The 24,840-nt window shown below is 37.3% G+C and carries 19 protein-coding genes and 1 riboswitch; of the genes, 5 read left to right on the top strand and 14 right to left on the bottom strand.

Translation table 11 applies throughout. The features are described 5' to 3' along the window. The first annotated feature begins 323 nt into the window (after window positions 1-323). Window positions 324-2,570 (top strand): glycosyltransferase, encoded by a 2,247-nt coding sequence (locus H3U82_RS06440; RefSeq protein ID WP_078474180.1) that lies wholly within the window; start codon window positions 324-326, stop codon window positions 2,568-2,570. A 461-nt stretch (window positions 2,571-3,031) separates the two neighbouring features. Here the strand turns inward: H3U82_RS06440 and H3U82_RS06435 are convergent, their stop codons facing one another. Both H3U82_RS06435 and H3U82_RS06430 read right to left on the bottom strand, forming a co-directional pair. Then, window positions 3,032-3,316, bottom strand: a complete 285-nt coding sequence (locus tag H3U82_RS06435) for an ATP-binding protein (RefSeq protein ID WP_198209702.1) — start codon at window positions 3,314-3,316, stop codon at window positions 3,032-3,034. 350 nt (window positions 3,317-3,666) lie between these two features. Then, window positions 3,667-4,491, bottom strand: a complete 825-nt coding sequence (locus H3U82_RS06430) for a helix-turn-helix domain-containing protein (RefSeq protein ID WP_198209700.1) — start codon at window positions 4,489-4,491, stop codon at window positions 3,667-3,669. A gap of 202 nt (window positions 4,492-4,693) precedes the next feature. On the opposite strand from H3U82_RS06430, the gene H3U82_RS06425 reads away from it, so the two are divergent. Next, window positions 4,694-6,058 (top strand): MFS transporter, encoded by a 1,365-nt coding sequence (locus tag H3U82_RS06425; protein WP_198209698.1) that lies wholly within the window; start codon window positions 4,694-4,696, stop codon window positions 6,056-6,058. Window positions 6,059-6,187: 129 nt separating this feature from the next. On the opposite strand, the gene H3U82_RS06420 is transcribed toward H3U82_RS06425, so the two are convergent. The 3 genes from H3U82_RS06420 to H3U82_RS06410 are packed head-to-tail and all read right to left on the bottom strand — an operon-like array spanning window position 6,188 to window position 8,922. Then, complete coding sequence (locus H3U82_RS06420) at window positions 6,188-7,558, bottom strand: histidine kinase dimerization/phospho-acceptor domain-containing protein (protein ID WP_198209696.1); 1,371 nt, start codon at window positions 7,556-7,558, stop codon at window positions 6,188-6,190. Next, window positions 7,555-8,217, bottom strand: coding sequence for a response regulator (locus H3U82_RS06415; RefSeq protein WP_037475621.1), 663 nt, complete (start codon window positions 8,215-8,217; stop codon window positions 7,555-7,557). Before H3U82_RS06415 ends, H3U82_RS06420 begins: the two co-directional genes overlap by 4 nt. Before the next feature lie 6 nt (window positions 8,218-8,223). Beyond that, a complete protein-coding gene (locus H3U82_RS06410) occupies window positions 8,224-8,922 on the bottom strand; it encodes a VIT family protein (protein WP_037475619.1) in 699 nt (232 codons plus the stop codon). A 148-nt stretch (window positions 8,923-9,070) separates the two neighbouring features. Between H3U82_RS06410 and H3U82_RS06405 the strand changes: the two genes are divergently transcribed. Continuing rightward, complete coding sequence (locus tag H3U82_RS06405) at window positions 9,071-10,696, top strand: phosphoethanolamine transferase (RefSeq protein ID WP_232336117.1); 1,626 nt, start codon at window positions 9,071-9,073, stop codon at window positions 10,694-10,696. A 25-nt stretch (window positions 10,697-10,721) separates the two neighbouring features. On the opposite strand, the gene H3U82_RS06400 is transcribed toward H3U82_RS06405, so the two are convergent. Genes H3U82_RS06400 through H3U82_RS06390 form a run of 3 tightly spaced genes read right to left on the bottom strand, consistent with a single transcriptional unit; the run spans window position 10,722 to window position 16,679 of the window. Beyond that, on the bottom strand, window positions 10,722-12,956 hold the full coding sequence (locus H3U82_RS06400) for a DEAD/DEAH box helicase (RefSeq protein WP_198209692.1): 2,235 nt from the start codon (window positions 12,954-12,956) through the stop codon (window positions 10,722-10,724). Beyond that, window positions 12,956-14,260 (bottom strand): ATP-binding protein, encoded by a 1,305-nt coding sequence (locus H3U82_RS06395; protein ID WP_025330193.1) that lies wholly within the window; start codon window positions 14,258-14,260, stop codon window positions 12,956-12,958. The genes H3U82_RS06400 and H3U82_RS06395 overlap by 1 nt, the downstream gene beginning before the upstream one ends. A 4-nt stretch (window positions 14,261-14,264) precedes the next feature. After that, the gene (locus H3U82_RS06390) at window positions 14,265-16,679 is read right to left on the bottom strand and encodes a TerB N-terminal domain-containing protein (RefSeq protein ID WP_198209690.1); all 2,415 of its coding nucleotides are present in this window, start codon (window positions 16,677-16,679) and stop codon (window positions 14,265-14,267) included. A gap of 392 nt (window positions 16,680-17,071) precedes the next feature. Here H3U82_RS06390 and H3U82_RS06385 point away from each other — a divergent pair, with 392 nt between their 5' ends. Together H3U82_RS06385 and dcd are read left to right on the top strand one after the other, a co-directional pair. Further along, the gene (locus tag H3U82_RS06385) at window positions 17,072-17,974 is read left to right on the top strand and encodes a recombination-associated protein RdgC (protein ID WP_025330195.1); all 903 of its coding nucleotides are present in this window, start codon (window positions 17,072-17,074) and stop codon (window positions 17,972-17,974) included. Window positions 17,975-18,063: 89 nt separating this feature from the next. Continuing rightward, window positions 18,064-18,630 (top strand): dCTP deaminase, encoded by a 567-nt coding sequence (gene dcd, locus H3U82_RS06380; protein ID WP_025330196.1) that lies wholly within the window; start codon window positions 18,064-18,066, stop codon window positions 18,628-18,630. 73 nt (window positions 18,631-18,703) lie between these two features. On the opposite strand, the gene H3U82_RS06375 is transcribed toward dcd, so the two are convergent. From H3U82_RS06375 to H3U82_RS06350, 6 genes are all read right to left on the bottom strand, one after another. After that, a complete protein-coding gene (locus H3U82_RS06375) occupies window positions 18,704-19,048 on the bottom strand; it encodes a DMT family protein (protein ID WP_037393604.1) in 345 nt (114 codons plus the stop codon). 668 nt (window positions 19,049-19,716) lie between these two features. After that, window positions 19,717-20,823: a class I SAM-dependent methyltransferase gene (locus H3U82_RS06370; protein WP_232336115.1), complete on the bottom strand. Its 1,107-nt coding sequence runs from the start codon at window positions 20,821-20,823 to the stop codon at window positions 19,717-19,719. A gap of 159 nt (window positions 20,824-20,982) precedes the next feature. Further along, on the bottom strand, window positions 20,983-21,675 hold the full coding sequence (locus H3U82_RS06365; RefSeq protein WP_198209688.1) for a Bax inhibitor-1 family protein: 693 nt from the start codon (window positions 21,673-21,675) through the stop codon (window positions 20,983-20,985). A 209-nt stretch (window positions 21,676-21,884) separates the two neighbouring features. Further along, entirely contained in the window at window positions 21,885-22,499 is a 615-nt protein-coding gene (locus tag H3U82_RS06360; RefSeq protein ID WP_198206728.1) for a 7-carboxy-7-deazaguanine synthase QueE, read from the bottom strand. Next, complete coding sequence (gene queD, locus H3U82_RS06355; RefSeq protein ID WP_198209676.1) at window positions 22,486-22,923, bottom strand: 6-carboxytetrahydropterin synthase QueD; 438 nt, start codon at window positions 22,921-22,923, stop codon at window positions 22,486-22,488. Before queD ends, H3U82_RS06360 begins: the two co-directional genes overlap by 14 nt. A gap of 83 nt (window positions 22,924-23,006) precedes the next feature. Beyond that, window positions 23,007-23,052: riboswitch (PreQ1 riboswitch) on the bottom strand. Between the two features lie 115 nt (window positions 23,053-23,167). Continuing rightward, window positions 23,168-24,838, bottom strand: a complete 1,671-nt coding sequence (locus tag H3U82_RS06350; protein ID WP_198209674.1) for an AarF/ABC1/UbiB kinase family protein — start codon at window positions 24,836-24,838, stop codon at window positions 23,168-23,170. Window positions 24,839-24,840 lie beyond the last annotated feature (2 nt).

The raw sequence follows: 24,840 nt of genomic DNA, 5'->3' as shown, positions 1-24,840 counted from the left end.
TTATAGATAGAAGATATAGCATATAGAATAAAATTTTAGTATTTTGAATTATCGTTCCCATTAAATAAAATATATTTTTATTAATAATTTTATGTTCAATTTGTTAATAGACACTTAATTGTAAAATTTAAGTATTTCAAATTTTTAAAACTCTTATTTAATTGTACAATTATTTATAAGCTTGGTAATTACATATCTTATGATTTATATATTAAAATTTTATATGAAGTATTTTTTTATATTAAAATATTTACAAACTTAAGATAATAAGATACTATCTTAAGTTTATTGAATATAATTAGCAATATAGCTGGTGTATAAACATGCTAAAGAGAATACAATCATCTAAGTTTGTAAAAATTAAATTGTTGGGATTAACTATTTATAAAAGAGATACCGATTCCGAAAGACAATATATTTTGAAAAGTTTGTTAACCATCAAGAAAAATCAAACACATAAAACTATTCGATTATTGGGAATAAAAATTTACTCTAAAAAAATAATTACAGATAAAAAAAAGTCTAATAATTTAAATCAAACCGATAGTTTGTGGTTCGTTCCTACAATCCCATCAGATGATGACTGGAACAGATTGTCACCTTGCAAATATACACATTCAACTCGTTGTGTAGTGGTTTTACCTGTATATAAAGGATTAGATGAAACTTTATGCTCAGTTTTTCATGCATTAAAAAGTCGAATTTCTGATTCATATAGTCTTTTAGTTATAAATGATTGTGGACCTGATGAAGAGCTTAATAATAAATTACAGCAACTTTCTGAGAAAGGTCTTTTTGATTATTATTGTAATAAAACAAATTTAGGTTTTGTTAAAACAGTTAATTATGCAATTACAAATTTATCACATAATCTCGATGTAATTTTACTGAACTCAGACGCTTTTGTTTTTCCTGGATGGTTTGAGAAAATGATTCGTTATGCTGATCAGGATGAATCTATTGCTACAATCACACCAATGTCAAACAATGCTACAATTTGCAGTTATCCATTTACTAATTATGATAATAATAAAGATTTGGAAATAACACCTGTTCAACTTAATAATCTTGCTTCTGAAATAAATAAAAATTTATATGTAGAAACGCCAACAGGTATTGGTTTTTGTTTTTATATGAGAAGAACTGTTATAGACAAGATAGGACCTTTAGATGATGTACATTTTAAAGTTGGATATGGAGAAGAAAATGATTTTTGTATGAGGGCATTACATGCCGGCTTTAAGAATATTATTATTGGTGATGTCTTTGTTTTTCATGTTGGATCTGTTTCTTTTTCTGCGACTAAATCAGAAAATATGAAGCGTGGAGCAAATGCGTTAAAATTAAAACATCCGAATTACAATTATTTAGTTCACAATTTTATTAAAGCTGATCCTACTTCTATATTAAGAACTAATTTAGATTTGGCAAGATTAAAATTTATAATTAAAAATCAAAAATGTATCGTATTTATATCACATGCTTGGGGAGGAGGTATCGATACATATCTTGAACAGATAATCAATAAATATACTAATGAATCTATTTTTTGTATTGTTATAACTGTTCATGATAGAGAGTTATATTCTATTAGCTTGAAAAAATTTGAACAATTAGATTTTAATAATTTAAAAAATCTTTCTTTAAGAGGAAATTTAGACTTTCTAAATCTTTTTTTTAAAACTATAAATCCAGATTTGGTACATATTAATAGCTTTGCCGGTCTTGATTGGTATTACCATCAAAAATTATTAGCATATTTTTCATCATCTAATTTAAAGTATAAATTTGTTATTCATGACTATGCTTGCATGTCTAATGATTATAAACTTCTAAGTCCTGAATATAACTATGAGAAAGAGCCTTCTTTAGAAAAAAGAAATATTTGGAATAGTTTTAAAACATCAACACCAAACTTAAATATGACAAATGTATTTGAAAGGCAAGAAGCTTATACCAATTTTTTTCATAATTGTTCAATAATTGAAGCTCCTTCTAAACGCGCTAGAGATATTATATTAAGTGATTTTCCTAATTTAAATATAAATGTTATTCCTCATGATAATTTAGTTAAAAATACATTGCCTCTTAAGAGAAGAAAAGAGAATGGTAAAATAAAAATTGCAACAATTGGAGCCATCAGTATAGAAAAAGGGTCGCAATTACTATCAGCGTTGGCTCTTGATTCACAAACTAGAGATTTAAATTTAACTTACTTTGTTGTTGGATATGTAAATGCAGAAGTTAAACATGATATGAAGAAACATGGTATTAGTATTTCTGGAAAATATCAAAATGAAAATGAATGCATTAATAAACTGAGGGCAATTTCTCCAGATATTGTTATACTACCAAGTATTTGGGAAGAAACTTTTTGTTATACCTTGTCTATAGCTTTAGCTTTAAAAATACCAACTATTATTTTTGATATTGGTGCTCAATCAGAAAGGACTCAAGAACTTGATTGGGTTATACGTTTAAACCCAACATTAATGAGTAATCCAAGAGCCATTTCAGATATAATTAGTAGACTAGATATTGATGATTTGTGGGAAAAGGCTAGCAGTTGAAATCATTAAATATTTATATATGTGTAAATATTATATTAAAAAAATAATTAATAAAATTTTGGGCTGAGAATAAACTAATATTAATATTATATAAAGTTTAGTTATGCCTATATGGTAGTTTTTATAGGCATAATAAATAATAATTGTTTATTTATTATTGTATTTATATACCTTTATACTGAAGATAAGTATTAAATATCTTATTAAGTAGCTATTTGTTTAGTATTCAATAATAATATTTATATAATAAGTTCAATTTATTAATTATTAAAAATAATCTTATCAATTATTACCTACTAATTTACTTTAAGGATTTAAACAATAAAACATTTTTAATTTTATAAAAATTTATATTTCAATTTAATTTAAAATATAGAAAATGTATTTTGTTTATTTTTCAAATTTTTAATTTCTAGTTGTAAATTATCTAACACAAGTGATACCATCAATAATAAACAGTCCTAATTAGCTACCACTGCTTTCTTGTTCTGTTGGCCGGAAAAGTGTTCACGCAGATGTTTCAGGTTTTCTAAAACAATATTATTACAGGGATTAGTAATACTGATAGAGTTTGTGTCTAAGGTTAAATCAATAATACTGTGTTCAGGACTATAGCGAATGGCATTATCAAGCAGATTACGGATAAGAATAGTCATCAGGGTATGGTCACCGCAAATAGGTAATACTGCCGCCTCATCAGAATTAAATTGGTGCGGGATACGACACTGGCGTTCACGTACCAGCAAGTTTACACTTTGAATTTACGAATAAAGCCCCAAAAAACGCCTTAAACGAGTGATACCTGATTTACTGGCTGTTCTCCAAAACATCTATGAATCTTGTTGATGAATTTTATGCAAGAAGAGTTAGCTGATGGCCGGTTCTGTTGATTATTTAATGTGATTGATGATTTTAATCCAGAAGGTTTAACTATAGAAGCGAACTTATCTTTGCCCACAGAGCAGGTCATATAATCGATAAATCAGGTCGTTGAATGGAGAGGGCAACTTAAATTGTTACGCTGTGATAATAAGCCCGAGTATATTAGCGAAAAACTCGCTACATGGTTAAAAATAAGGTTTATGTTGTGTTGTATTTAACCAGGCAATGTAGTGTGAGTGAAGTCTCGATATGAAAGACGGTTTCTCATGGCTTTTTGGTAGTTTCCCGGCGTTATTCCGAAATTTCGTCGGAAAATAGAAATAAACCCGCTAATATTGTCATAACCTAAATATAAAGATATTTCTGTGACTGGTTTTCCGGCAGCAAGCAATTCTAACGCTTTTAACATGCGCAGTTTCTGACGCCATTCTGTGAAGTTAAACCCGGTTTCATTTGTAAACCGACGTGTTAATGAACGTCGGGAAATGCCAGCCCAAATGCCCCAGTCGTTAATTTTTCTGTCATCGCCAGGATTATCACACAAAGCTAAAGCGATTTTTAACAGACGCATATCTTTTGGCATTGGAAGTGCTAGCTCAACTTGAGGCATTGTTCTAATCTCGTCAAGGATTACGGCAATTAATCGCTTCTGTTCCGGTTCCAGTTCTGAATTATGCCATGACATGGTTCGTGTAATTGCTTCACGCAGTAAGTCAGATAATTCTAAAACGCATGGTTTGACAGGTAGTTTAGTACATGCGTTTTTTTGTATATAGATGCTCCATCCTTCGAATGGCCCATGTGATCCAAGAAGACTATGCTGTACATTTGGAGGTATCCAGACTCCATGAGTTGCGGGCACTACCCATTGACAATTTTCTGCTTCAATTGAAATTAAACCCTGTAATGTGCCGAGTAGTTGTCCTCTTGAATGACCATGACGTTGTGTCACTCTTTGTGAAGAGTGGCTGACTGTCGATATGATCATCGGTTCGCTATCAGAAGAAGCGATCTGTGGAGAAATGAGCGGAGTATTCATTTATATGGCCCCGATGGGATATTTTGTGGCTTAAATTGGTTAGTAAAACTCTATTCTACTGACTATCCTGAAGTCCTCTTAATTGTATTGAAGATAACAAGTTAGCAATAAATAGATAAGTTGTAGATGAGCAAAATAATAGTTTTTTATACAAATTTATTGGTTATTTTCAAATTTATTAATTATCTAGAGAGAGTTTGACATGGCACAATCAGTTGAGTTCACGGCCGCAGAAAAAAAGTTAGTGTTTGCTATGACGCTATCTAGTATATTGCCATTACTGGATAGCAGCATTGTTAATGTTATTTTATCCTCAATTTCGAATGACATTAATGCCTCTTATGCTTATATACAGTGGGCTGTTACTGTATATATGCTAGCCTGTGCTGCGGGTATATTACTATCTCCTTATATACATGAAAAATTTGGACTCAAGAAAGCATGGATATGCTCAATTTTTGTTTTTCTTGTAGGTTCTATATTGGTTGGATTTTCATATAATCTGGTTTCTTTAATCCTGTTTAGATGTCTGCAAGGTTTTGGTGCAGGAATATTAATTCCTATTACTCAATCCACAATAGCGACTTATTTTGGTAAGGAAAGACTAAAGCCAGTTATGGCATTGATTGCTATTCCGTCAGTCTTTGCCCCTGCACTAGGACCAGTTTTTGGAGCAATCATATCAGAACAGTTAAATTGGAGAATAGCTTTTTTTATTAACATACCTTTAGTGCTTGTGGCTTTTTTCTTTGGCAGGACGACAATACCTGAGAATAAAACGTCTAAATACAATATGAATATTTATGTATTTATGACATTTTTAATTGCTTTAATTCTATTTTTTATCTCTATTAAAAATATCGCATCTGGGCATTTTTTTGATATTTCTAATATTATTATGCTGGTTTTAGGTATTGGTTTGATGATGGTTTCGCTTATTACTAATAACAAGTCAGAGAGTAAACAGATCGATTTAAGTGCATTTAATAGTCCTCAATATTCAATGTCAATAATGATGGGGTTTCTGACGTCGCTTATCTTTTTTGGTTTTATGATTTATTTTCCTTTAATACAAGCAATAAAGGATAATGTATCTATTACATATATTGGTATGCTGCTTGCTCTACAAGGTGTAGGTGCCTGGTTGGCTAGAAAATTTATTTATAAATCTCTAAGTGAGATAAATTCATTTCTAATTATTGGTGTAGGATTAATAATATCAGCAATAAGTATATTAATTATTCAAGTTGGTGGGAACGCCTCTGAAATCATCGGTTTTACTGTCCGAGGCTCCGGATTAGGCATCGCCACGATTGCTGTTCTCTCTTCTCCATTCGAGTTTTGTGATAAAAATCAAATTAAGGACACGAGTGCTGTCACGCGTGTTGTACAGCAGATTGGCGGCGCATTTGGGGGAGTATTATCAGGAATACTTATTTACCTGACGCAAGCTCAATTAATTTCAGTAAACAATGCTTACCATGCAATGTTTTTTGTATCTCTTGTATTTGGTGTTATTGCTGTTATTGCCTATATTTTCTTTGGTCGAGTGAATAAAATCGCCTAACATAAGATTTGGTTCGTTTATATGAATTTTGGGCGCCGATTAACAAGCCTGTTGCTGAGAGAACAGTGCAAACATTAGCTAAAAGTCCCACCATCTCACAAGCAAATCTCAGTTAATATTATTATTGTATTATGATGCTTTTTGTTGCAGTTTAACTTGGAAATTAATAGTTTTATTTTTATACTTTCTAATTTTTACTATATCTAATTCCATTTGCAGCCAGTGCAGCTGAGCAATACCATCAACAATAGACAGTCCCAAGCCACTGCCACTGCTTTCTTGCCCTGCCGGCCGAAAAAAGCGTTCACGCAGACGTTTCAGGTTTTCTGAGGCAATATCATTACAGGGATTAGTAATGCTGATAGAGTTTGTGTTTAGGGTTAAATTAATAATACTGTGTTCAGGGCTATAGCGAATGGCATTATCAAGCAGATTACGGATAAGAATAGTCAGCAGGGTATGGTCACCGTAAATAGGTAATACTGGCGCCTCATCAGTATTAAATTGCCGCAGGATACGACAGTGGCGTTCACGTGCCAGCAAGCTGACACTCTCTATAGCGTCATTGGTAATATCTTTCCAGTTAACTGCTTCGGTATGGGGTAACTCGGTAAGTGGATCAAGACGGGAAAGAGTAAGAAGCTGATCGACTAAGCGGCTAGTGCGGTCGATGCTGTGTTCAATGTTGCGTACACGCTGTTGCTGAGCATCGTTCAGACTGGTAAGTGCCAGCACTTCTGTTTGTACTTTAAGTGCAGCTAATGGGCTGCGCAGTTCATGTGCTGCATCTGCTGTGAAGCGCAGTTCACGTGCGCGAGATTGTTCTATACGCTGAAATAAATCATTCAATGCATTGATAATAGGCAGAATTTCGGTAGGCACAATATTGGAAAGAGGTGTAATACTGTGCGGTTCTCTATGGTACAGAGTTTGTGCCAGTGTCTGAAGTGGCTGTGTACCGCGGCGTACACTCCATGCAATTAGCCATAGTAAAAGCGGCAGAGCAAGTATAGATACTGCCAGTTGTGACCATACTGCACGCAATACAGTTTGCAAACGTTCGTGCATACTGAATGATACGGCTACTTTGAGTTGCTGCTGAGGACTGTTCAGATAAAAAATACGCCATGCATGGCTTTGCCACCAGTATCCCTGATTGATAAATCCCTGATAATCCGGTTGATAGGGAATAGACTGGCCTGTTTCATCGGCATTAATCAGTTTACCTTTATACCAGATGGCGTATCCAGATTCTTTGGCATCAATAAGCCCGCGCTGTGGTTTTGGAATAGATGGTAAAGCGGGATATTGGCTGGAATTGAGGTTGATCGGTGTATGTAATAATCGCTGTGCCAGCTGACTCATTTGTGTATCACCGGCTTCATTGATTTCATGCATTACCGCCACTGCGCTAATGATGGCTGTCAGAATCCACAGAAGTGGCAGGGTGATACCAAGATAGATAATTAAGCGCCGACTAATAGCAGTGGTTGGCTTCAAGGTGCCTCTCCGAGCTGATAGCCCAGTCCGCGCCGGGTACGAATAATGGTTGTACTGATTTTTTTACGTAAATGATGCACGTGTACTTCTATGGCATTGCTTTCGACTTCCTGTTCCCAGCTATACAGTTTATCTTCGATTTGAGCGCGGCTGAAAACATGTTGCGGATGAGTGACGAGTAGCTGTAATAACAGCCATTCACGCTGGGTAAGATTAAGTGGTTTGCCATACAGGCAGGCATGACAGGAGTTAAGTTTCAGACTCAGCTGCCCGAAGTTAATTTCGGTCTGACTGATGCCCTGACTGCGACGAATAAGCGCATGCAAACGTGCAATCACTTCATCAAGCGCAAAAGGTTTACATAAATAATCATCAGCACCGGCATTCAGACCGGCAAGTCTGTCGGGCAGAGCATCGCGGGCAGTGAGAATCAAAACCGGTGTACTGAGATTCTTGCTGCGCCAATGGCTTAAAACGTCCATACCATCTCTTTCCGCCAGACTTAAATCAAGTATTACAGCATCGTATGGTGCTACACTTAATGCCTGTTCTCCAAGGCGGCCGGATGCAAAAATATCGCAAGCCATACCTTGCTGGCTCAGACCGGCAGTAAGGCCGTCAGCAATGTCTCTGTCATCTTCAAGAATCAGTATACGCATATTTTTTCATATAGTGATACCAATAATCCGACCTATCATGCTGGTAAAGGCCAGTGCAAGTGCACCTAATATGACTATTCGGATTACAGCCGGACGTTTGGGAGCTCCGCCCAGATGTGCTGATATGCAGCCCAGAATACCAAGACCGGCTATGGTGGTAACAGACAGTATGCTCATCAGCCATACGGTAGAGCTTAACAGAGATAGTAATACTGGTAATAAAGCACCGCAAGCAAAAGACAGTGCGGAAGCCAAAGCTGCCTGAAGCGGATTGGCTTTACTGACTTCGGTGATACCGATTTCCTCACGGGCGTGGGCTTCAAGGGCATTATGTTTAGTTAGGGCTTCAGCAACCTGTTGTGCAAGTGTTTTGTTTAAACCACGCTGACGATAAATATTAGCCAGTTCTTCCAGTTCTATTTCCGGATATCGGATAAGTGAGTCCAGCTCTTTGCGTAAATCAGCTGCTTCTGTATCGCGCTGGCTGGAAACGGAAACATATTCTCCCGCAGCCATAGAGGCGGCACCTGAAACAAGCGCTGCAATACCGGATATAAGCAAGGTATGCTGATCGGGATCGGCTGCTGCCAGCCCCATTAGCAGGCTGGCAGTGGAAATCAGTCCATCGTTAGCGCCAAGAACGCTTGCGCGTAACCAATTGTTACGGTTAGAAAAATGTTGTTCATCATGCCATGACTGGCTCATTTCGGGCTCCTGATAAGTACAAATTAGTACTTTGCAGACATATTAATTACCGTACCACAATGATGCCGCTTATTGGCATGGTTTACCTTAAGCTTCACTTAAGGCTGTTTTTTTACACTTGCCGCTGTTTAGTTAACAGGGGCTGATGATGCAGTCGAAATGGGTATTAAGCAGTAATCGGGCCATATTATTGCTCAGTATTTATATCTTATTAATATTTAATTTAGGCTTCTGGAGCTATCTGTTTCAGCATGTAACCCTGAAAAATAATGTTATTTTCTGGTTTACCGTGCCCGTTTTGATGCTGGCTGCAATGAATTTTTGTATGCAGTTGTTATTCTGGCCATATTTACATCGGTTGATGGTGCCATTGCTTCTGTTGCTGGGTTCAGCTGTAAGCTATGCAGTGATGATGCAGCATATTTATTTTGATGCCAATATGCTGCAAAACATTATGCAAACTAATATAGGTGAAGCCGGTGCCTGGCTGACGCCTCAATTCTGGATGTGGCTGGGTATTACCGGCTTATTGCCGGCGCAGTGGTATTGCTGGGGTGTTAATATTCACTATACAAAACCATGGTATCGTGAATTCGGCAAACGAATTGTTGTCATAATTACTTCTTTGATTACGGTTTTTACAGTTATTCTGCTTGCGTATGGCAGTTATATTTCTTTTTTCCGGAATAATAAAACTGTGAATCATTTAATAGTGCCCACTAATTTTGTCGGAGCAGCAGTAAAAACTGCTTATAACACATATGATGCTCATCAGCCTTTGCAACGCATAGGACTGGATGCCAGTCATCAGCGTCATGGGAATAAACGGTTATTGATACTGGTGATGGGTGAAACCACGCGCGCTCAGAATTGGGGATTGAATGGTTATCCGCGTCAGACTACGCCAGAGCTTACTGCTATGGGTGATCAGGTTGTCAATTTCCCTCAGGTTAGTTCGTGTGGTACAGCAACGGCTGTGTCTTTACCCTGTCTTTTCTCGAATATGCCACGCCAGCATTATCAGGCTAATCTGGCAAAACATCAGGAAGGGCTGCTGGATGTTTTGCAACGTTCAGGAGTTACAGTAAGCTGGCATGATAATGATGGCGGGTGTAAAGGTGTATGTGACCGTATCCGTCATCTGGATGTGCGGGACTGGGCTCCGAATTTGAAATGTAATAGTGATGGTTGTCTGGATGAAAGCCTGTTAATTAATTTACACGATATGATTACCAATATGCCTGATGATGCTGTTCTGGTATTGCACACAATGGGTAGTCACGGTCCTGCTTATTATCAGCATTATCCTGAGGCATTCCGGCGCTTTACACCGACGTGTGATACGAATCAGATTCAGCAGTGTACCAGGGAGCAATTGCGTAATACATACGATAATACGGTGCTGTATACAGACCATATACTGGCAGAAATAATTAAGTTATTACAAAATGAATCCGGTCTGGCCAGTGCGATGTGGTATTTTTCTGATCATGGAGAATCTTTGGGTGAAAACGGTATATATCTGCATGCAACACCCTATGCCATTGCACCAGAAGAGCAAACCCATGTACCTATGCTATTCTGGGCAAACCATGATTTTGCCAGTATCAGTAATCTGGATATGAACTGCTTACGCCGGCATGCGCATCAGCAAGAATTTTCACATGATAATATTTTTCATTCAGTATTGGGACTAATGGATGTGAAAACCAGTGAATACCAAACTCAGCTGGATTTATTCGCATCGTGCCGGAAAAATAACTTTAATTATTGATTTGAAAATAATTATTATATGAATATTATGTTTTAGTAATTTCTGATTTTGTATGAGCAAATTGCTGTAACCATTTTTTTGTTGCTTGTAAATCAAAAGCCTGACGGGCATATTTCATTAATAACAAATGTTCAGGGAGATAAGAGTCAAATTTTTCCTGTTTATGTTCTGGAACAAGTTGTGCAAGTGCCCAATCTTCACCAAAATCTTCCTCAGCAAGTTGTTTTAATATTTTTTCGACATCTTCAATTGATTTATCATATACTAAAATTATTCCATTATTTATCGCTAGGGTCAGATCTTTCCGATGTAAAAGGGCAAAGAGGGTATTAATAACTTTGTCTCCTTCCCACGTTAATATATACACTGTGTTATCGTACTGGATTAATCTTTCTGTAGAAAGTTTAAAATATTTAAAAAAACGACAGCTTTCAATAAACAGGTTTTTAGCATTATTATCGGTAAAATCTGCTTTCCCGTTTGCAGCTGATATCCTGAAATCTTCATCACATAATATTTGATACATTTCCTTACGGATAGTTTCATGAATATTTAAACTATTATTTTGAAATGTCGGAGGAACTCCTCCTTTTGTTTTATCAACTAAAATGATTTTATCTGTAATATCAATGCTGATTATTTGCCAGCGCTGGCCAGCAAAAATGATATTTTGCCCTTTTATGAGTATATTCGTGACTGGTATAGATCCTAGCGTTTTATTTTTGGTTATTACCCGATACTCAAGCGGAGTTTGGAAGACACTATAAAAAGTATAATGGTTAACAAGTTTTTCACCATTTACGCCTAAAATCAGAATATCGTTGTGTGTCTGGCCAATTAATTGCTCTGAACCCATATGTCTGAGCAAACTTTTAAACTGAGATGTGGTAACGTTTTGAAAAGGTCCTTCCTTGCATAATAATTGGTAAAGCTGTTCTATCCGGATACCACCCCATTGAGCAAGTACAGACAAAATTTGATGCAAAAGTGTTGAGAAATGAAGCAGGCCGTTATCGACTGGTTCAAACCAGTTACTGCTGATTAACAGACGTACCATAGCTAATGCTTGAATTAAGTCCAGATGTAATAAATCGATAAAATTAGATGTTTCTGTTTTTTTTGTTCCAGCTATTAACATCCGTAATATTGATGAATTGCCACGTCTGCCACTTCGTCCTACACGCTGTCGCAAACTAGAAACAGAATGCGGGCTACCTACTTGTATAACCGAATTAACTTTACCAATGTCAATTCCTAATTCAAGCGTCATGGTACAAATTGCAGTAGTTGGAAGTGAACTTTTCTGTAAACGTTGTTCTAAGGATTCCCGAAATGATTTTGCTAAAGAGCCATGATGCGGAAAAAATTCATTCGGCAGATTTTTTTGCTCACACATATCACTCAGGCAAACAGCAATTTTTTCACACTTTGGTCGGCTGTTAACAAAAACAAGATTGTTACTACCGCGGCAAAAGCGAAATATGTCCTGACAAATTTGATCTGTAACAGTATTAGTAGTTTTAGAAAAACGATTTTCTATCTCATCCTGTTCAGATTGATCAATATAGCCACGTACTTGTAATTTAAGTGAAGAATGAGCATGGGTCTCGCGAATTATCTGGCAATGGAGTCTTTGATTTGGTCGTAGCGACAGAGGAACACTATTTAAATCGCCTAATGTAGCACTTAAGGCAATGCGTGGAACTGGTGTTTTTAGCTTGCCAATAAGGTGCTCAGTACGAGTTAGCAGAGATAATAATTGTATGCCTCTTTCTTGACCGATAAAAGCATGAAATTCATCAATAATGATATATTGCAATGACTGAAAAGCTTTTCGGAACCAGCCAGAATCATTGAGAAGCATTGATTCTAACGATTCGGGTGTAATTAGCAGAATACCAGAGGGAGATTTTTTAAATTTAGTTTTTTGGTTTGCAGGAATATCTCCGTGCCATGGGGTAAGTTGCATCGAAAGCACTTTCGTCAGGCTATAAAGGCGACGATACTGGTCATTAATCAATGCCTTTAATGGACTGATATATAAGATACTTACTCCATTTTGTATTTCCATGCATTTACTACAGGCAGGCAAAAACGCAGCTTCCGTTTTGCCTGCAGCTGTTGAGGCACTAATTAGTACATCGGTTTTTCCAGCAAGTATCGGTGCAATAGCAAGTTGCTGAATTTCTCGCAGACTATTCCAACCTTGCTGGTAAATCCACTTCTTTACTTTTTGGTTTAGTAAATGATAGCTTTGCATTACAGTCTGAAATCTGTCAGATTATCATCATTTTCAATTTCTATTTCCATATCAGAGTTTTTTTCTTCTTCTATTTTGAGTGATTCAAGTAGTTGCTGCCATGAAATCTCTGGATGTTGTTCTATAACAGTAAGCATATCCAAAAATGCCTTAATAGTGTTACGTGGCGTTTTGAAATAGGCTTCTCCGATGGTTTGGTTACAATGAATCAGAAATGCCGTTAAAGAATCATCTGGGACAAGGTATTTGGTACTGTCTCCTGAGGCATAAATATGCCGAAGATTTTTTAGTAAAATATATAATTCTTCGGGGGAAAGACAGGCTAAATGTAATGCTGGGGATGAGTAATCGATTACGTCTGCTTGTTTAGCAAAATTATTTTCTGCAAGTCTTGTTTGCAATGCTTCATAACTATATAAGCCTTTGTAAGGATCAAGCAGAAATTCAGGTGTTCCACCTAATAAGAAGCCAATATATTCAGCATTTCCCTGTAAGCAATCATTTAATATGCGTAATATTTGCTCATAATTAGATTTTCTGGCCTGTGTATTGCTTAGCTTATATAAATTTACCATTTCGTCCAGATTAACCAATAATCCGCTATAACCAGCCTGTCGTACAAATAGACTCATTATTTTTAAAGCATCGTAAAAAAAAGCGTCGGAAATAATGGTTCTAACCCCTAAATCATTGCGGGCATCGGTTTTGGTGCTGTATTCTGCTCTTAACCATTTAATCGCACAAGCTTTTAAATGTTCATTATCCTCTTCGCTTGCTTTCCAATATATTTCAATAACTTTGGCAAAATCATAACCTCCAACCATTTCAGATATGGCTGTGAGTCTTTTATGAATAACTTTCTCTACACTGTAGTCGTTACTTTCTGCTTCTTTCTGAACTTGGGTAATGAATTTTTCTACAACACTGGTCAGGGCATTTCCATCAGGTTTATTACGTGTAGACATATTTTTCATTAATTCTGAGTAGAGATTTTTGGCCTGACCACCAGTAGCATGCAGGCGTCTGTCTGGAGATAAATCTGCATGTAATGTTACAAATTTCCGTTCCAGTGCAATTGCTCTTACTACACTCATAAAAAAAGTTTTGCCTGAACCATAGTCACCAATAATCAGCCTGAAAGCAGCTCCTCCATCTTCTATACGCTGGATATCTTGTATCATGGCTTTTAATTCATTAACTCTTCCAACCTGTATATACTGAATACCGATTTTCGGAGTAACACCTGCTTTCAGGGATTGAATAATTGCATCTCTTTCTTTTGCTCTGATTTTTTTTTCTGTCATCATTTTATCCTTGTAATTCAGTTAATATTTCAAAATCTATATAAATATCATTATTTTCTTCTATAAGTGGTGCATCTACACATTCATAGGCCCATTCGTTTATGGTTTCAATTGCACCGTCGGGAAGTAAATTAAATTTTTTGCATAATTCAATATATTCATCACGCTTCCAATGTTCTTTTGTAATCAAAATGTTTAAGAGCTGTTGATGAGTGCTATCAAGATTCTGGTTATCCGGCAATTCAGGCTGAGGTACTGTCGGTTCTTCTTCAATATCAGTAAATATAGAGCTTAGTAACGATTGCACATCACTGGTTTCGCTTTCATGCAGTTTAAGAATAGCCGAGTCAAGGATAATATTGCTTTTTTTATCTGTATCAGTTTTATTATTTTCTGATGCTGCTAATGGTTGTTTTTGCAGAGCTTTGTTGGAGGATGCTGATAGTGTGTGAATGTCATTGACTACGGTAAATTTGTCTAACCCTAAAGCAGTGTATAATTTTTCAATCTGTTTGATTTCAGCAGGTGCTGCATCACCGTCTGCCAGAGCAATGGAAATGAGCAGATGACTAATAATTTTTCTTTGGTTGGAATCAAGTTTTGCTATTTTATCTCTTAAACCTTGCATGCCATGAGTATTATTCAAACACGATAATAAAAAAAGTTGTAAATACTGTTTTTCTGTATCTTGTAAATTTTGATTAGAATCTATAAAACGTTTTAGTAATTCTTTTTCTTTCTCATGAATGAAACCATCAATATTTGCTACGATTACGCCTAGTCTTATTAATAGCTCAGTATATCGAAACTCTGCACTGGGATGAAAATTCACTAAATCCAGAGAATCATGTAGTACAATTTTATCTTCAGGATTGATTTTAATTGTTTGAATGCGGCTGTCAGGTATTATAGTTAAACCAAATTTGTTTGCCATCCGCTGCATCAGCTCATTTTCTTTTTTATTAATTGCTTTTGGTAATTCGGTATTGATATTTTTCCAAAAATCCTTTACCGAAGCCAAACCGTTCCGCTCCAGCAAGACATGATTGACCCATGCTCTGAACTGTTTAATTACAGGAGAATTGTTTATATTAAACAGTTCTGCCGGCAACAAAGTTAGGGCAGTAATATCATTACGGGAAGAATTTTCTCTTGCTAAGTAACGGCTGTATTCGCTTAATAAATTTGTACATAGTTCCGCTATTGCAATCAAGCTTTTTAAAGGTTTTGTTAATATGCTTGGGTCTGGTAAATTGGGATTATCCCATTGGCAAAAGCCAATAGAGCGATTTGCAGCCTGATAGTCGATTTTTAATCTTGTCTTATTAGGTTTAATCAGGATACCCTCAGGAAAATGTTCATTAAATTTCAGAAAGAAAAGCTGTCGAAACTCCTCTTTACAGCGTCGTGCAGCTGTTCTGAAATAATATTCAGAAGTGTAATCTAACCAGTCTAATGCTAAGCTTGCCTTTACAGGTTTTTCATTTTTTACTGTTACAGCCAGTATCAGTTTAAAAAATAATTCATTTGAAAATTGGAATAATTCATTTTTCAGCTGTTTAGTAATAGCTGGACGTAAATAGATCATTAATGCCAGTAAATTGCCCGAATAATTATTGAAAGAATAATTACTGTCATAAATTTTCCGTAAACGTACTATTTCATAAAATATTTCAAAATATTCTTTTGTATCAATTAAATGAATGGAGTTTTTGTTGGCAATGATGCGACGTTCCAAACCATAAAAATATAGGAAAACATAGCCTATAGGCATATTAGGATGAGAACGATCAGATGCCAGCCAATCTAAATATATCCCGCGACATTGAGGAGAAAGTTCTGAATAGCTTGGCCAATAGCATAATGTAGCATCAGTATAGAATTCAGTCTCATTTTCAATTTCAACTGGTTCAGACACAGGTAAAGCAGGATCAATCAAACTATCTTCACTACTGTATCCGTTTAATCCCATTAATTTACTGCCGTAGAAAATAAATCCTTTGTTCAATTCCCGGTTTTGAATGGTAATTGAACTATCCTGCGGGAGCCAGCGTCCGTCTTCGATATCCTGAATTTCTGATTTTTTTGAATAATTATCGGAGGTAATTGTAAAAGTTACCAGTTCATCATCTTCATTTTTATTAACTGATTGTTTATCATTATTATATTGAGTCGATAACTCGATAATCACTGAATTGATATTATTTTGAGAATAGGGTTGTTGCGTGTTGCTATCATATTCTGATTTTTCAGATTCTGTTTCTACAGACAAAATATTATCTTGATGAGGTTTGGCTATTTGCGAAGCCGAGCTTTTCTGAATACGATTGCGTGATGTTGGAGCTGGTGGTTTTTGCTTTTTATTGGAAAAGATGATTATTAATGAAAAAAAAATTGCTATACAAGTAAAAATCACCATTTTATAAAATGCCATTCCACTTTAATTCAATGTTAAAAACATATAGAAATAGTTAACAAACAAAAGCTGACTGCCTAATACACATTTTATGTAAATATATTTTTAGATATTACGACCATATATATATTTAAGCCAAGTTATTTGGCTTTTTTTAATTTGAAATGGAATAATTTATTAATTTGTGTTGTTTTATGTACAATAAATTTGATGTGTATAAAGCTATTGAGATGATTAACTAGGTCAATTCTTATACTATATTAATATTTTTGAAGAAATTAACTTGGTTATTTATTTGAGCAATTATTATTTTATTAAGTTGTATAGATAACGCACTTAGGTTCAAGCTGCCGTATAATCACTCATTTCCTAGTTGGCTGTGAAAGAAATTACGCATGTGGTTTAAGCAATTAAGTATTTATCCGCTCAATAAAGACAATCTGCCGAATTTAGAAACTTTAGTTGATAAGCTGACCGAAGCTCAGTTTAAGCCGTGTATGGGATTGGATTGGGACAGTATTGGTTTTGCCAGCCCTGTATCGTTTAGCCCAGAGATGGTATTTCCGGCACAGAATACGTGGCGCATTGCGCTAAAAAAAGAAGAAAAAGTATTACCGGCAGCCGTTGTGCGCGATATTCTTGACGAAAAAATTAATGAGATTCGTGAAGCTGAGGGGCGGAATGTCGGGCGGAAGGAGAAGATGGAACTAAAAGAAACCATCACCGATGATTTGTTACCGCGTGCTTTTACTAAAAGTGGTAAAACAGAAGCCATTATTGATACTCAGCGCGGCTTATTGATGATTAATCAGGCCAATGCCAATCGTGCTGAAATGCTGCTTACGAAATTACGTGAGGCACTGGGCGGGCTGGAAGCGAAGCTGCCACGCACTCAGCAGTCGCCTGGAAGTCTGATGACGGAATGGCTGTTAAGAGGAGATGCAGCCGGTCATTTTGAGCTGGACTGTGATTGTGAACTCAAAGGACTGGGTGATGCTGCACCTGTAGTTCGTATCAGCCATCAGGATTTAACCGCAGAGGAAGTGGTTAATCTGGTCAAAAATGGTAAGGTTGTTACTCAGTTGGGGTTATGCTGGCAGGACAGAGTACGTTTTGTGCTGACGCAGGATTTTACTCTTAAACGTATTCAGTTTCTGGATGTGATTCAGGAGGAAGCTGCAGGGCAGGGAGACGATATGCAAAGTATAACCTTTGCATCACAAATACTGATGGCAGAAGCCTTAGGCGATTTGCTTGCTGAGCTGGTGCATCATTTGGGCGGCTGGTTACCGGAATAATGGCTTTAAACGGCGTAAATAGTCGCAATTTGCCTGCAACTGTGGCATTGGCTTCGGTATAATGCGCTAAATTTATTAAGGATACTGTCATGAGTATTAAGTCAGACAAATGGATACGCCGTATGAGTGAAGAGCACGGCATGATTGAACCGTTTGAACCTAATCAGATTAAACAGTTAAACGGTGAAAAAATCATTTCCTATGGTACTTCCAGCTATGGTTATGATATTCGCTGTGCACGCGAATTCAAGATTTTTACTAATATCAACAGTACTATTGTAGACCCGAAAAATTTTGATACGCGTAATTTTGTAACTGTTGAAGACGACTTTTGCATCATTCCGCCTAATTCGTTTGCTTTGGCACGTACTGTGGAATATTTCCGTATCCCGCGCAATGTTCTGACTGTTTGTCTGGGTAAATCCACTTATGCACGTTGCGGTATTATCGTTAATGTCACGCCATTTGAACCTGAATGGGAAGGCTATGTAACTTTGGAATTCTCCAATACCACGCCATTACCGGCAAAGATTTATGCTAATGAAGGGGTGGCACAGGTATTGTTTTTTGAAAGTGATGAAGAGTGCGCTACTTCTTATAAGGATCGTGCCGGTAAATATATGGGGCAGACGGGCGTAACTCTACCTAAAGCTTGATATAAGTCTGTGTTTGAAAAAGGACGCGATTGCGTCCTTAAAAATTTGGATGTTCAGGCGACGGTTTTACAGATTAGCGTTTAAAAGCAAAATATACTGCACCAAGAATAAAGCCGAAGCTGATTAAATAGTTAAGTCTGAATTCATCTTTTAAATAAAGAATCGCAAACAGGGTAAATACGACCAGTGTCACTACTTCCTGAATAATCTTCAGTTGGAATGGTTTAATTCCCCACTGTGCCCCCAGATGATTGGCCGGTACTGCAAGACAATATTCAAATAAAGCAATTCCCCAGCTTATCAAAATAATCTGCCAAAGTGGAAATTGGTAATTATTGGGTTTAATATGCCAGTACCATGCTGTAGTCATGACCAGATTAGATGCTGTGAGCAAACAAATAACAATTAAGTAATGCATAATGATGTGGTGTATTTAAATTGATGATCTCTTAATAAGATAAATCATACAATGAAGAAATGGTTTTGTTCATATACTAGGAATGAAAAATATATCTTACTGCAATCAATGTTTTATTCAAAGATAAATAGCAGGAAATAATAGAAATGTAATAAGTAATTAATACAAAATTTTAGATGTTTTATTGATATATATTTCAGCTTTGAATTCAGTTGTTTATTTATACTCAATATTAAGTATATCTGTAATTATCTGGAATTGTATTGAGATAGTTTAAGTAAAAGGTTTACTGTATCTGCGAGTAAAGAGTACAGATGGTGTTTTGAGTAATAAAAATGATGAAGCAGATATTGATTAAGGAAGAAGGTTTTTGCAATATGTGTCTGGATTAATAATTAAAATATATGCTTTTCAACTGAATTTCTTACAAACTGAAATTAATTTCAATTTGGCGCCAGGCAATGGTGATATATCTGAAAAAGATATTTATAACTTGTAATTCTAAATAGATCAATAATTTTTGTGTCAAGGGTGAACTGGATGTTGGTGGTAGTTTCCGGTGATATCAGGTTTACTAAATTATAGCTTATGTCTGTGAATAGATTTTTTGTCTGTATGAACTTATGATGAATAAAACAGGTGTTTGCATTAATATGCAAACACCTGTTTTATTGAATGCCTAATTGCCACAAAGAAGTGATTTCACGATTACGGGCATAGGAAAGCGGATGATGTTGTTCCCGGGCTTTTTGATGTGTAGGTTGGGTATCGATTTTCTGAATAATTTTTAACCCTGCTGCTTCTATCCATTGATGTAAGGCTTCTGAAGGGCGTAAGCCCAGATGTTCAGCTATATCGGACATAATCAGCCATACCTGCCCGTTTGCTGAGAGGTGGTTTCTGACATTTTCCAGAAATGTTTTCAACATTTGATGGTTGGGGTCATAGAGTGCGGTTTCTATATCGCTGCTTGGCTTAGCGGGTAGCCATGGAGGATTGCAGACAATGAGATCAGCCTTGCCCTCAGGAAACAGGCTGGTATGCTGAATATGAATTTGTTTATTTAAACCCAGACGCTCTATATTTGCTTGTGCGCATGCAATGGCGCGCGGGTTATTATCTGTTGCAATGATTTCAGGTATTCCACGCTGTGCGAGTATAGCAGCCAGTACGCCACTGCCGGTTCCTATGTCCCATGCTGTCTGACAGGCAGAGGGAAGTGCTGCATGGGCAACCAGTTCAAGATATTCACCGCGTACGGGCGAAAATACACCGTAAGGAACATGGATTTTTTGTCCTTGCAATGCAGGAATGGAAACACCAGTTTTATGCCACTCGTAAGCGCCAATATAGCCTAATAACAGATGCAATGGCAGAAGTAGGGTGTTCTGATTGGGTTTGCCGAATACGTCGTTCAGAGCAGCTGCAATGTCTGGTGCGCGACTATTGTTAAGTATGCCCTGAGGTTGAATCTCTACTAATAGAAGCTGAAACAGGCGGCTGTGCTGAGCCTGTTGCAAACGATGTTTATGAAAATCAGTATGAATACGGGCTTTACTGCGAACACGTTTTTTAATCGCAGCCAGTAGTTGTTTACCCTGATGATAATCACCGCGCCAGAGCAATGCAGTATGCTGACGCATTAGTTGAATCGCCTGTTCAGCGCAGATCTGAGTGATAGCCTGAATGTGTTTCGGAGCGGGATGGCGGCTGTCGCCTCCCCAGTCTGCCTGCATGTTTTGTGCGTTTTCTGTCCAGTGAATGGTTTCGTTCATGTTGGTTGGTTATATAAAAGGCATTATATAAGAGAATAATATGTTAAACGGGGTTGCAGGTAAATAATATGGCTGTGGATTGGGTATATATAATTTTGCAGAAATAAAAACTGCCTGAACTTAACAGATGTTCAGGCAGTTTTGTAGTTGGTATGTATTTTAGCGGTTATCCATTATCGCCAGCAGAATTTGTATCAGACTGGTAAAGATATTGTACAAAGAGACGAACAGAGTGAGTGCTGCGCTGGTTGCACTGTCTTCACCACCGGCAATAACAGTACGGATTTGCCACATAATCATCAGTGAACTGAAAATGACAAAACCGGCTGCGATAGTGAGTGACAAAACCGGTAAATGCATAAACATATTCAGAATCATACCGATAATTAAAACAACTGCTCCAACGACCAGAAACTGACCAATACCTTTCATTTCAGATTTGGAACGATGAGCAATTGTGGCCATGGTAAAAAATACGGCCGCTGTCATTAATGCTGCCATACCTACAATTTGTGATCCGACAGCAGAAGCCACAGCCAGTTGTAAAAGCGGAGAGATAAAAAATCCGAAAACAAAAGTAAAAACCATTAACAAGGCTATACCCAGATTGTTATAACGGTTTTTTTCAATTGCAAACATCAGCCCGTAAGCGAGAATAAAAAACGCTACAACTGATAGCCATGAATTACTAAACAGAGCATAGAAATTTATATAATTACCTGCGTAAGCACCTGCAGCACAGGGCAGGAAAGAAAGTCCGAGCAGGCTGTAGGCTTTGCGCAGAACAACGGTTTGCGGGTTGTCCCCTGCCTGACCCAGCTGGGTAAAATCGTAAGTGTTACGAGATTTCATGAATAATATTCTCCGTGATTTTGTCAGTAAATAATTTCTCTGGTTAATTATATTGTAACAATTGTTGGCGAAATGTGCACAATAATGATGAATTGTTACAATAAAAATGTTGATTTTAATTTTTAAATATATTTTTAATAATATTAGGCTGATTTGGATTTTTTCAAGGATTTTGAATCGCCGGCAGAATACATAAATGAGCAGAAATATTATTCTATATTGGCCAGTTTGTGTGTCTGAATGCTTAGCAACCATTTATTATTATGGCGGTTTTGATTCAGTCTGCCGAGATATTGTAATGTAGTAAGCATATTGAACTGGTTGTTTTGTTCGCAGGGTGAAAGAAAATAGTGTCTGGCCTGAATCTGTTGTTCTATGTTCTGGCAGAAGGTAAGAAAATCCGGATGGTTTTCAACTACGATGCGTACTTCGTCAGCCTGACGCTGTAGTGGAAACGGATATTGGTGACGATAATAAAATTTCGGGCTCAGGGCTATATAGTCGATAAGCGGGTCTACTGTGCCCAAACCATTGCTTTCGATGGCAAGATAATAATTTTCCTGTTTAAGTGCGCGTAAAAGTAAGGGCAGTTTTTTGTTGATAGTAGGTTCGCCGCCGGTAATGATTATGTTTTTACTCTGAAACTGACTGACGGTATTGAGAATGTGCTCCAGACTCATACTTTGGTAACTCATGAAGTCAGTATCGCACCATGGGCATTTGAGGTTACAGGCTGCCAGACGGATGAAAACAGCAGGCATACCGGTATTGTAGCCTTCGCCCTGCAGGGATTCGAAGATTTCGACAATATTAAACTGGATCATAGCTGGTATTCTGATATTCGCAATAGGAAGTAGGGGTTTCCCATAGGGTAATTTTGGATACTGGCAGATGAGCTGTAAGCTTATTGAAGATAAACCGGCTCATGCTTTCAGCAGTAGTGCGACAGGGAAAGGCAAATACTTTTCGCTCCATTTGGCGAAGGAGGGCTGCGATTTTACATTCGTTGCTATTGGTTTCATCATACAAATAGGCATGATCCAGCTGGCTGATAATATGCTGGTTAATGATTTTTTTGATGTTGGAAAAGTCCATAACCATTTCTTTGCTGGATCCTTGCTGATGTAGCTGGTCGCTTACTTCGACAATTAGGCGATAGGTGTGTCCGTGCAGGTTATGACATTTGCCCTGATGCCCGTCCAGCATATGGCAGGCATCAAACTGGAATTCTTTGGCGATTTTAAACATATTTTCTGTCTAAAAGCCAAAGAAGAAAGATTTGTCATTAAGAGAAGATGATATTGCAGAATACAGTTGATACATGTGTAGCAGGGCTCCTAGTTTTTTTTCGTGGGATGGATTGCGAACCACGTGGTTATTCAGTTTTCAATAACACATTTGCTGTGTGAAGGGATTTCTATTACTTCAAGTATATATTTTAATGGTATCAGCTGTTTTCTTACAAGGGTAACTGAGTAACTGCGGGATTGATTCAGTGTCGTCCTGAGCGCCAGATTGACCAGATTACCCAGAGGCTGTTGCTGAATGCCAGTAAATAGCCAATCAGTCCGAAAAACGACAGGCCGAATACTTTCGGGCCGGAGTTAATACTCATAACAATAGATGAGCCAATGATAAGTGCCGCTGTAACAATTCCCATTGTCAGGCGATTAACAACTTTATCCAGCTGGTTATTAAATTTATCGATGTGCTGAATGTTCAGGTTAACAGGGAGCTGTCCGTGCCGGATGCGTTTACTTAGACGTAATAGATTTTGGGGTAGTGTATCTATTAACTGAGCTAAAAGATGTAACTGTATTTTATTGTGGCGCCAGATTGACTGGATGTTAAAGCGATTGCGCAGTACGTTTTTGATGGTGTTTCGTGCATGATTTAACAGTTCAAAGTCACCGTCTATTTTTTTTATAACGCCATCAAGGGTAATCAGGCATTTGAACAGGATAATCAGATCCGCAGGCAGGGTGAGACCATGTTCACGAATAATATGGGTAATATCGTTAATTATCTGACTGATACGCAGTTCTTTACTATTGAGCTGCTCATAATTATTCAGCATTTCCAATACATCTGTTCCGAGCTGGTCTTCGTTAATAATTTCTCCCTGCGCCCAGTTGGACAGAACATATTGCAGTGCAAACTGGTCGTGTTCCAGCAGTGCATGAATCAGAGTGATGATTTCCTGATGGCGCTGCTGGCTTAACCGGCCGACAAGCCCGAAATCAATTAAGGTGATTCGTCCATCATTTCGTACTAAAATATTACCCGGATGTGGGTCTGCGTGAAATAAACCATGCTGTAATATCATATCAAGAATGGTATCGACCAGTGTGGCTGCAAGTTTTTTTCGCTGCTGCTTGTCCCAGCCGGTGAAATCAAGATTTTTAAGTAAAGTATCGTCAATATATTCTTGTACTAATATTTGCCGGTTAGAATATGCCGCATAAGTTTTTGGTATATGGATTTGCTGCTGATGGTTGTAAAGACGGGAAAAATGTTGCATATTGCGACGTTCGGCAGACAAATCTGTTTCTTTTTCGAGTGAACGGGCAAAATATTGCACCATTTGTACCGGATAGTAACGTCTGGACTCGGGTATTTCCGATTCAAGCAGTTGTGCTATGTGGTTAAGAATACGCAGATCAGCTGCTACGGTTGACTCAATACCCGGGCGTTTAACTTTAATGGCGACCTGCTCTCCGCTGATAAGTGTGGCGCGGTGAACCTGTGCTATGGATGCGCTGCCGGCAGGCTGAGCTTCTATATTACTGAAAATGCTTTCCAGTGGCTGGTTAAGCTGAGCCTGAATAATATTTCTGATGTCTGGAATCGGAAGAGGATGTGTGTTGTTTTGCAGATGGGCAAATTCCTCTGTCCATTCTTCTCCGAAGACATCGGTACGGGTAGCCAATATTTGTCCGAGTTTGATGAATGTTGGTCCGAGCTCTTCAAAGGCGAGCCGCACTCGTTTTGGTGTGCTCAGGTAGTGCTGGTGATTCTGGCCCGATGGGTCGGAGTGTTTGTACCAGCGTCTTGGTAATTTGATACGAACAAGAAATTCACCCAGACCATGTCTGGCCAGAATGGTGATAATTTCGCGCATACGCGCCCAATCGCTGATATGGGATGAGCTGGGTGAATACATAT

This window comes from Snodgrassella sp. W8132, from assembly GCF_016100865.1.
In the GTDB taxonomy this organism is placed as follows: domain Bacteria; phylum Pseudomonadota; class Gammaproteobacteria; order Burkholderiales; family Neisseriaceae; genus Snodgrassella; species Snodgrassella alvi.
Note: the sequence above shows the minus strand (reverse complement) of the source record. Positions and strands in the feature narration are given on the sequence as shown.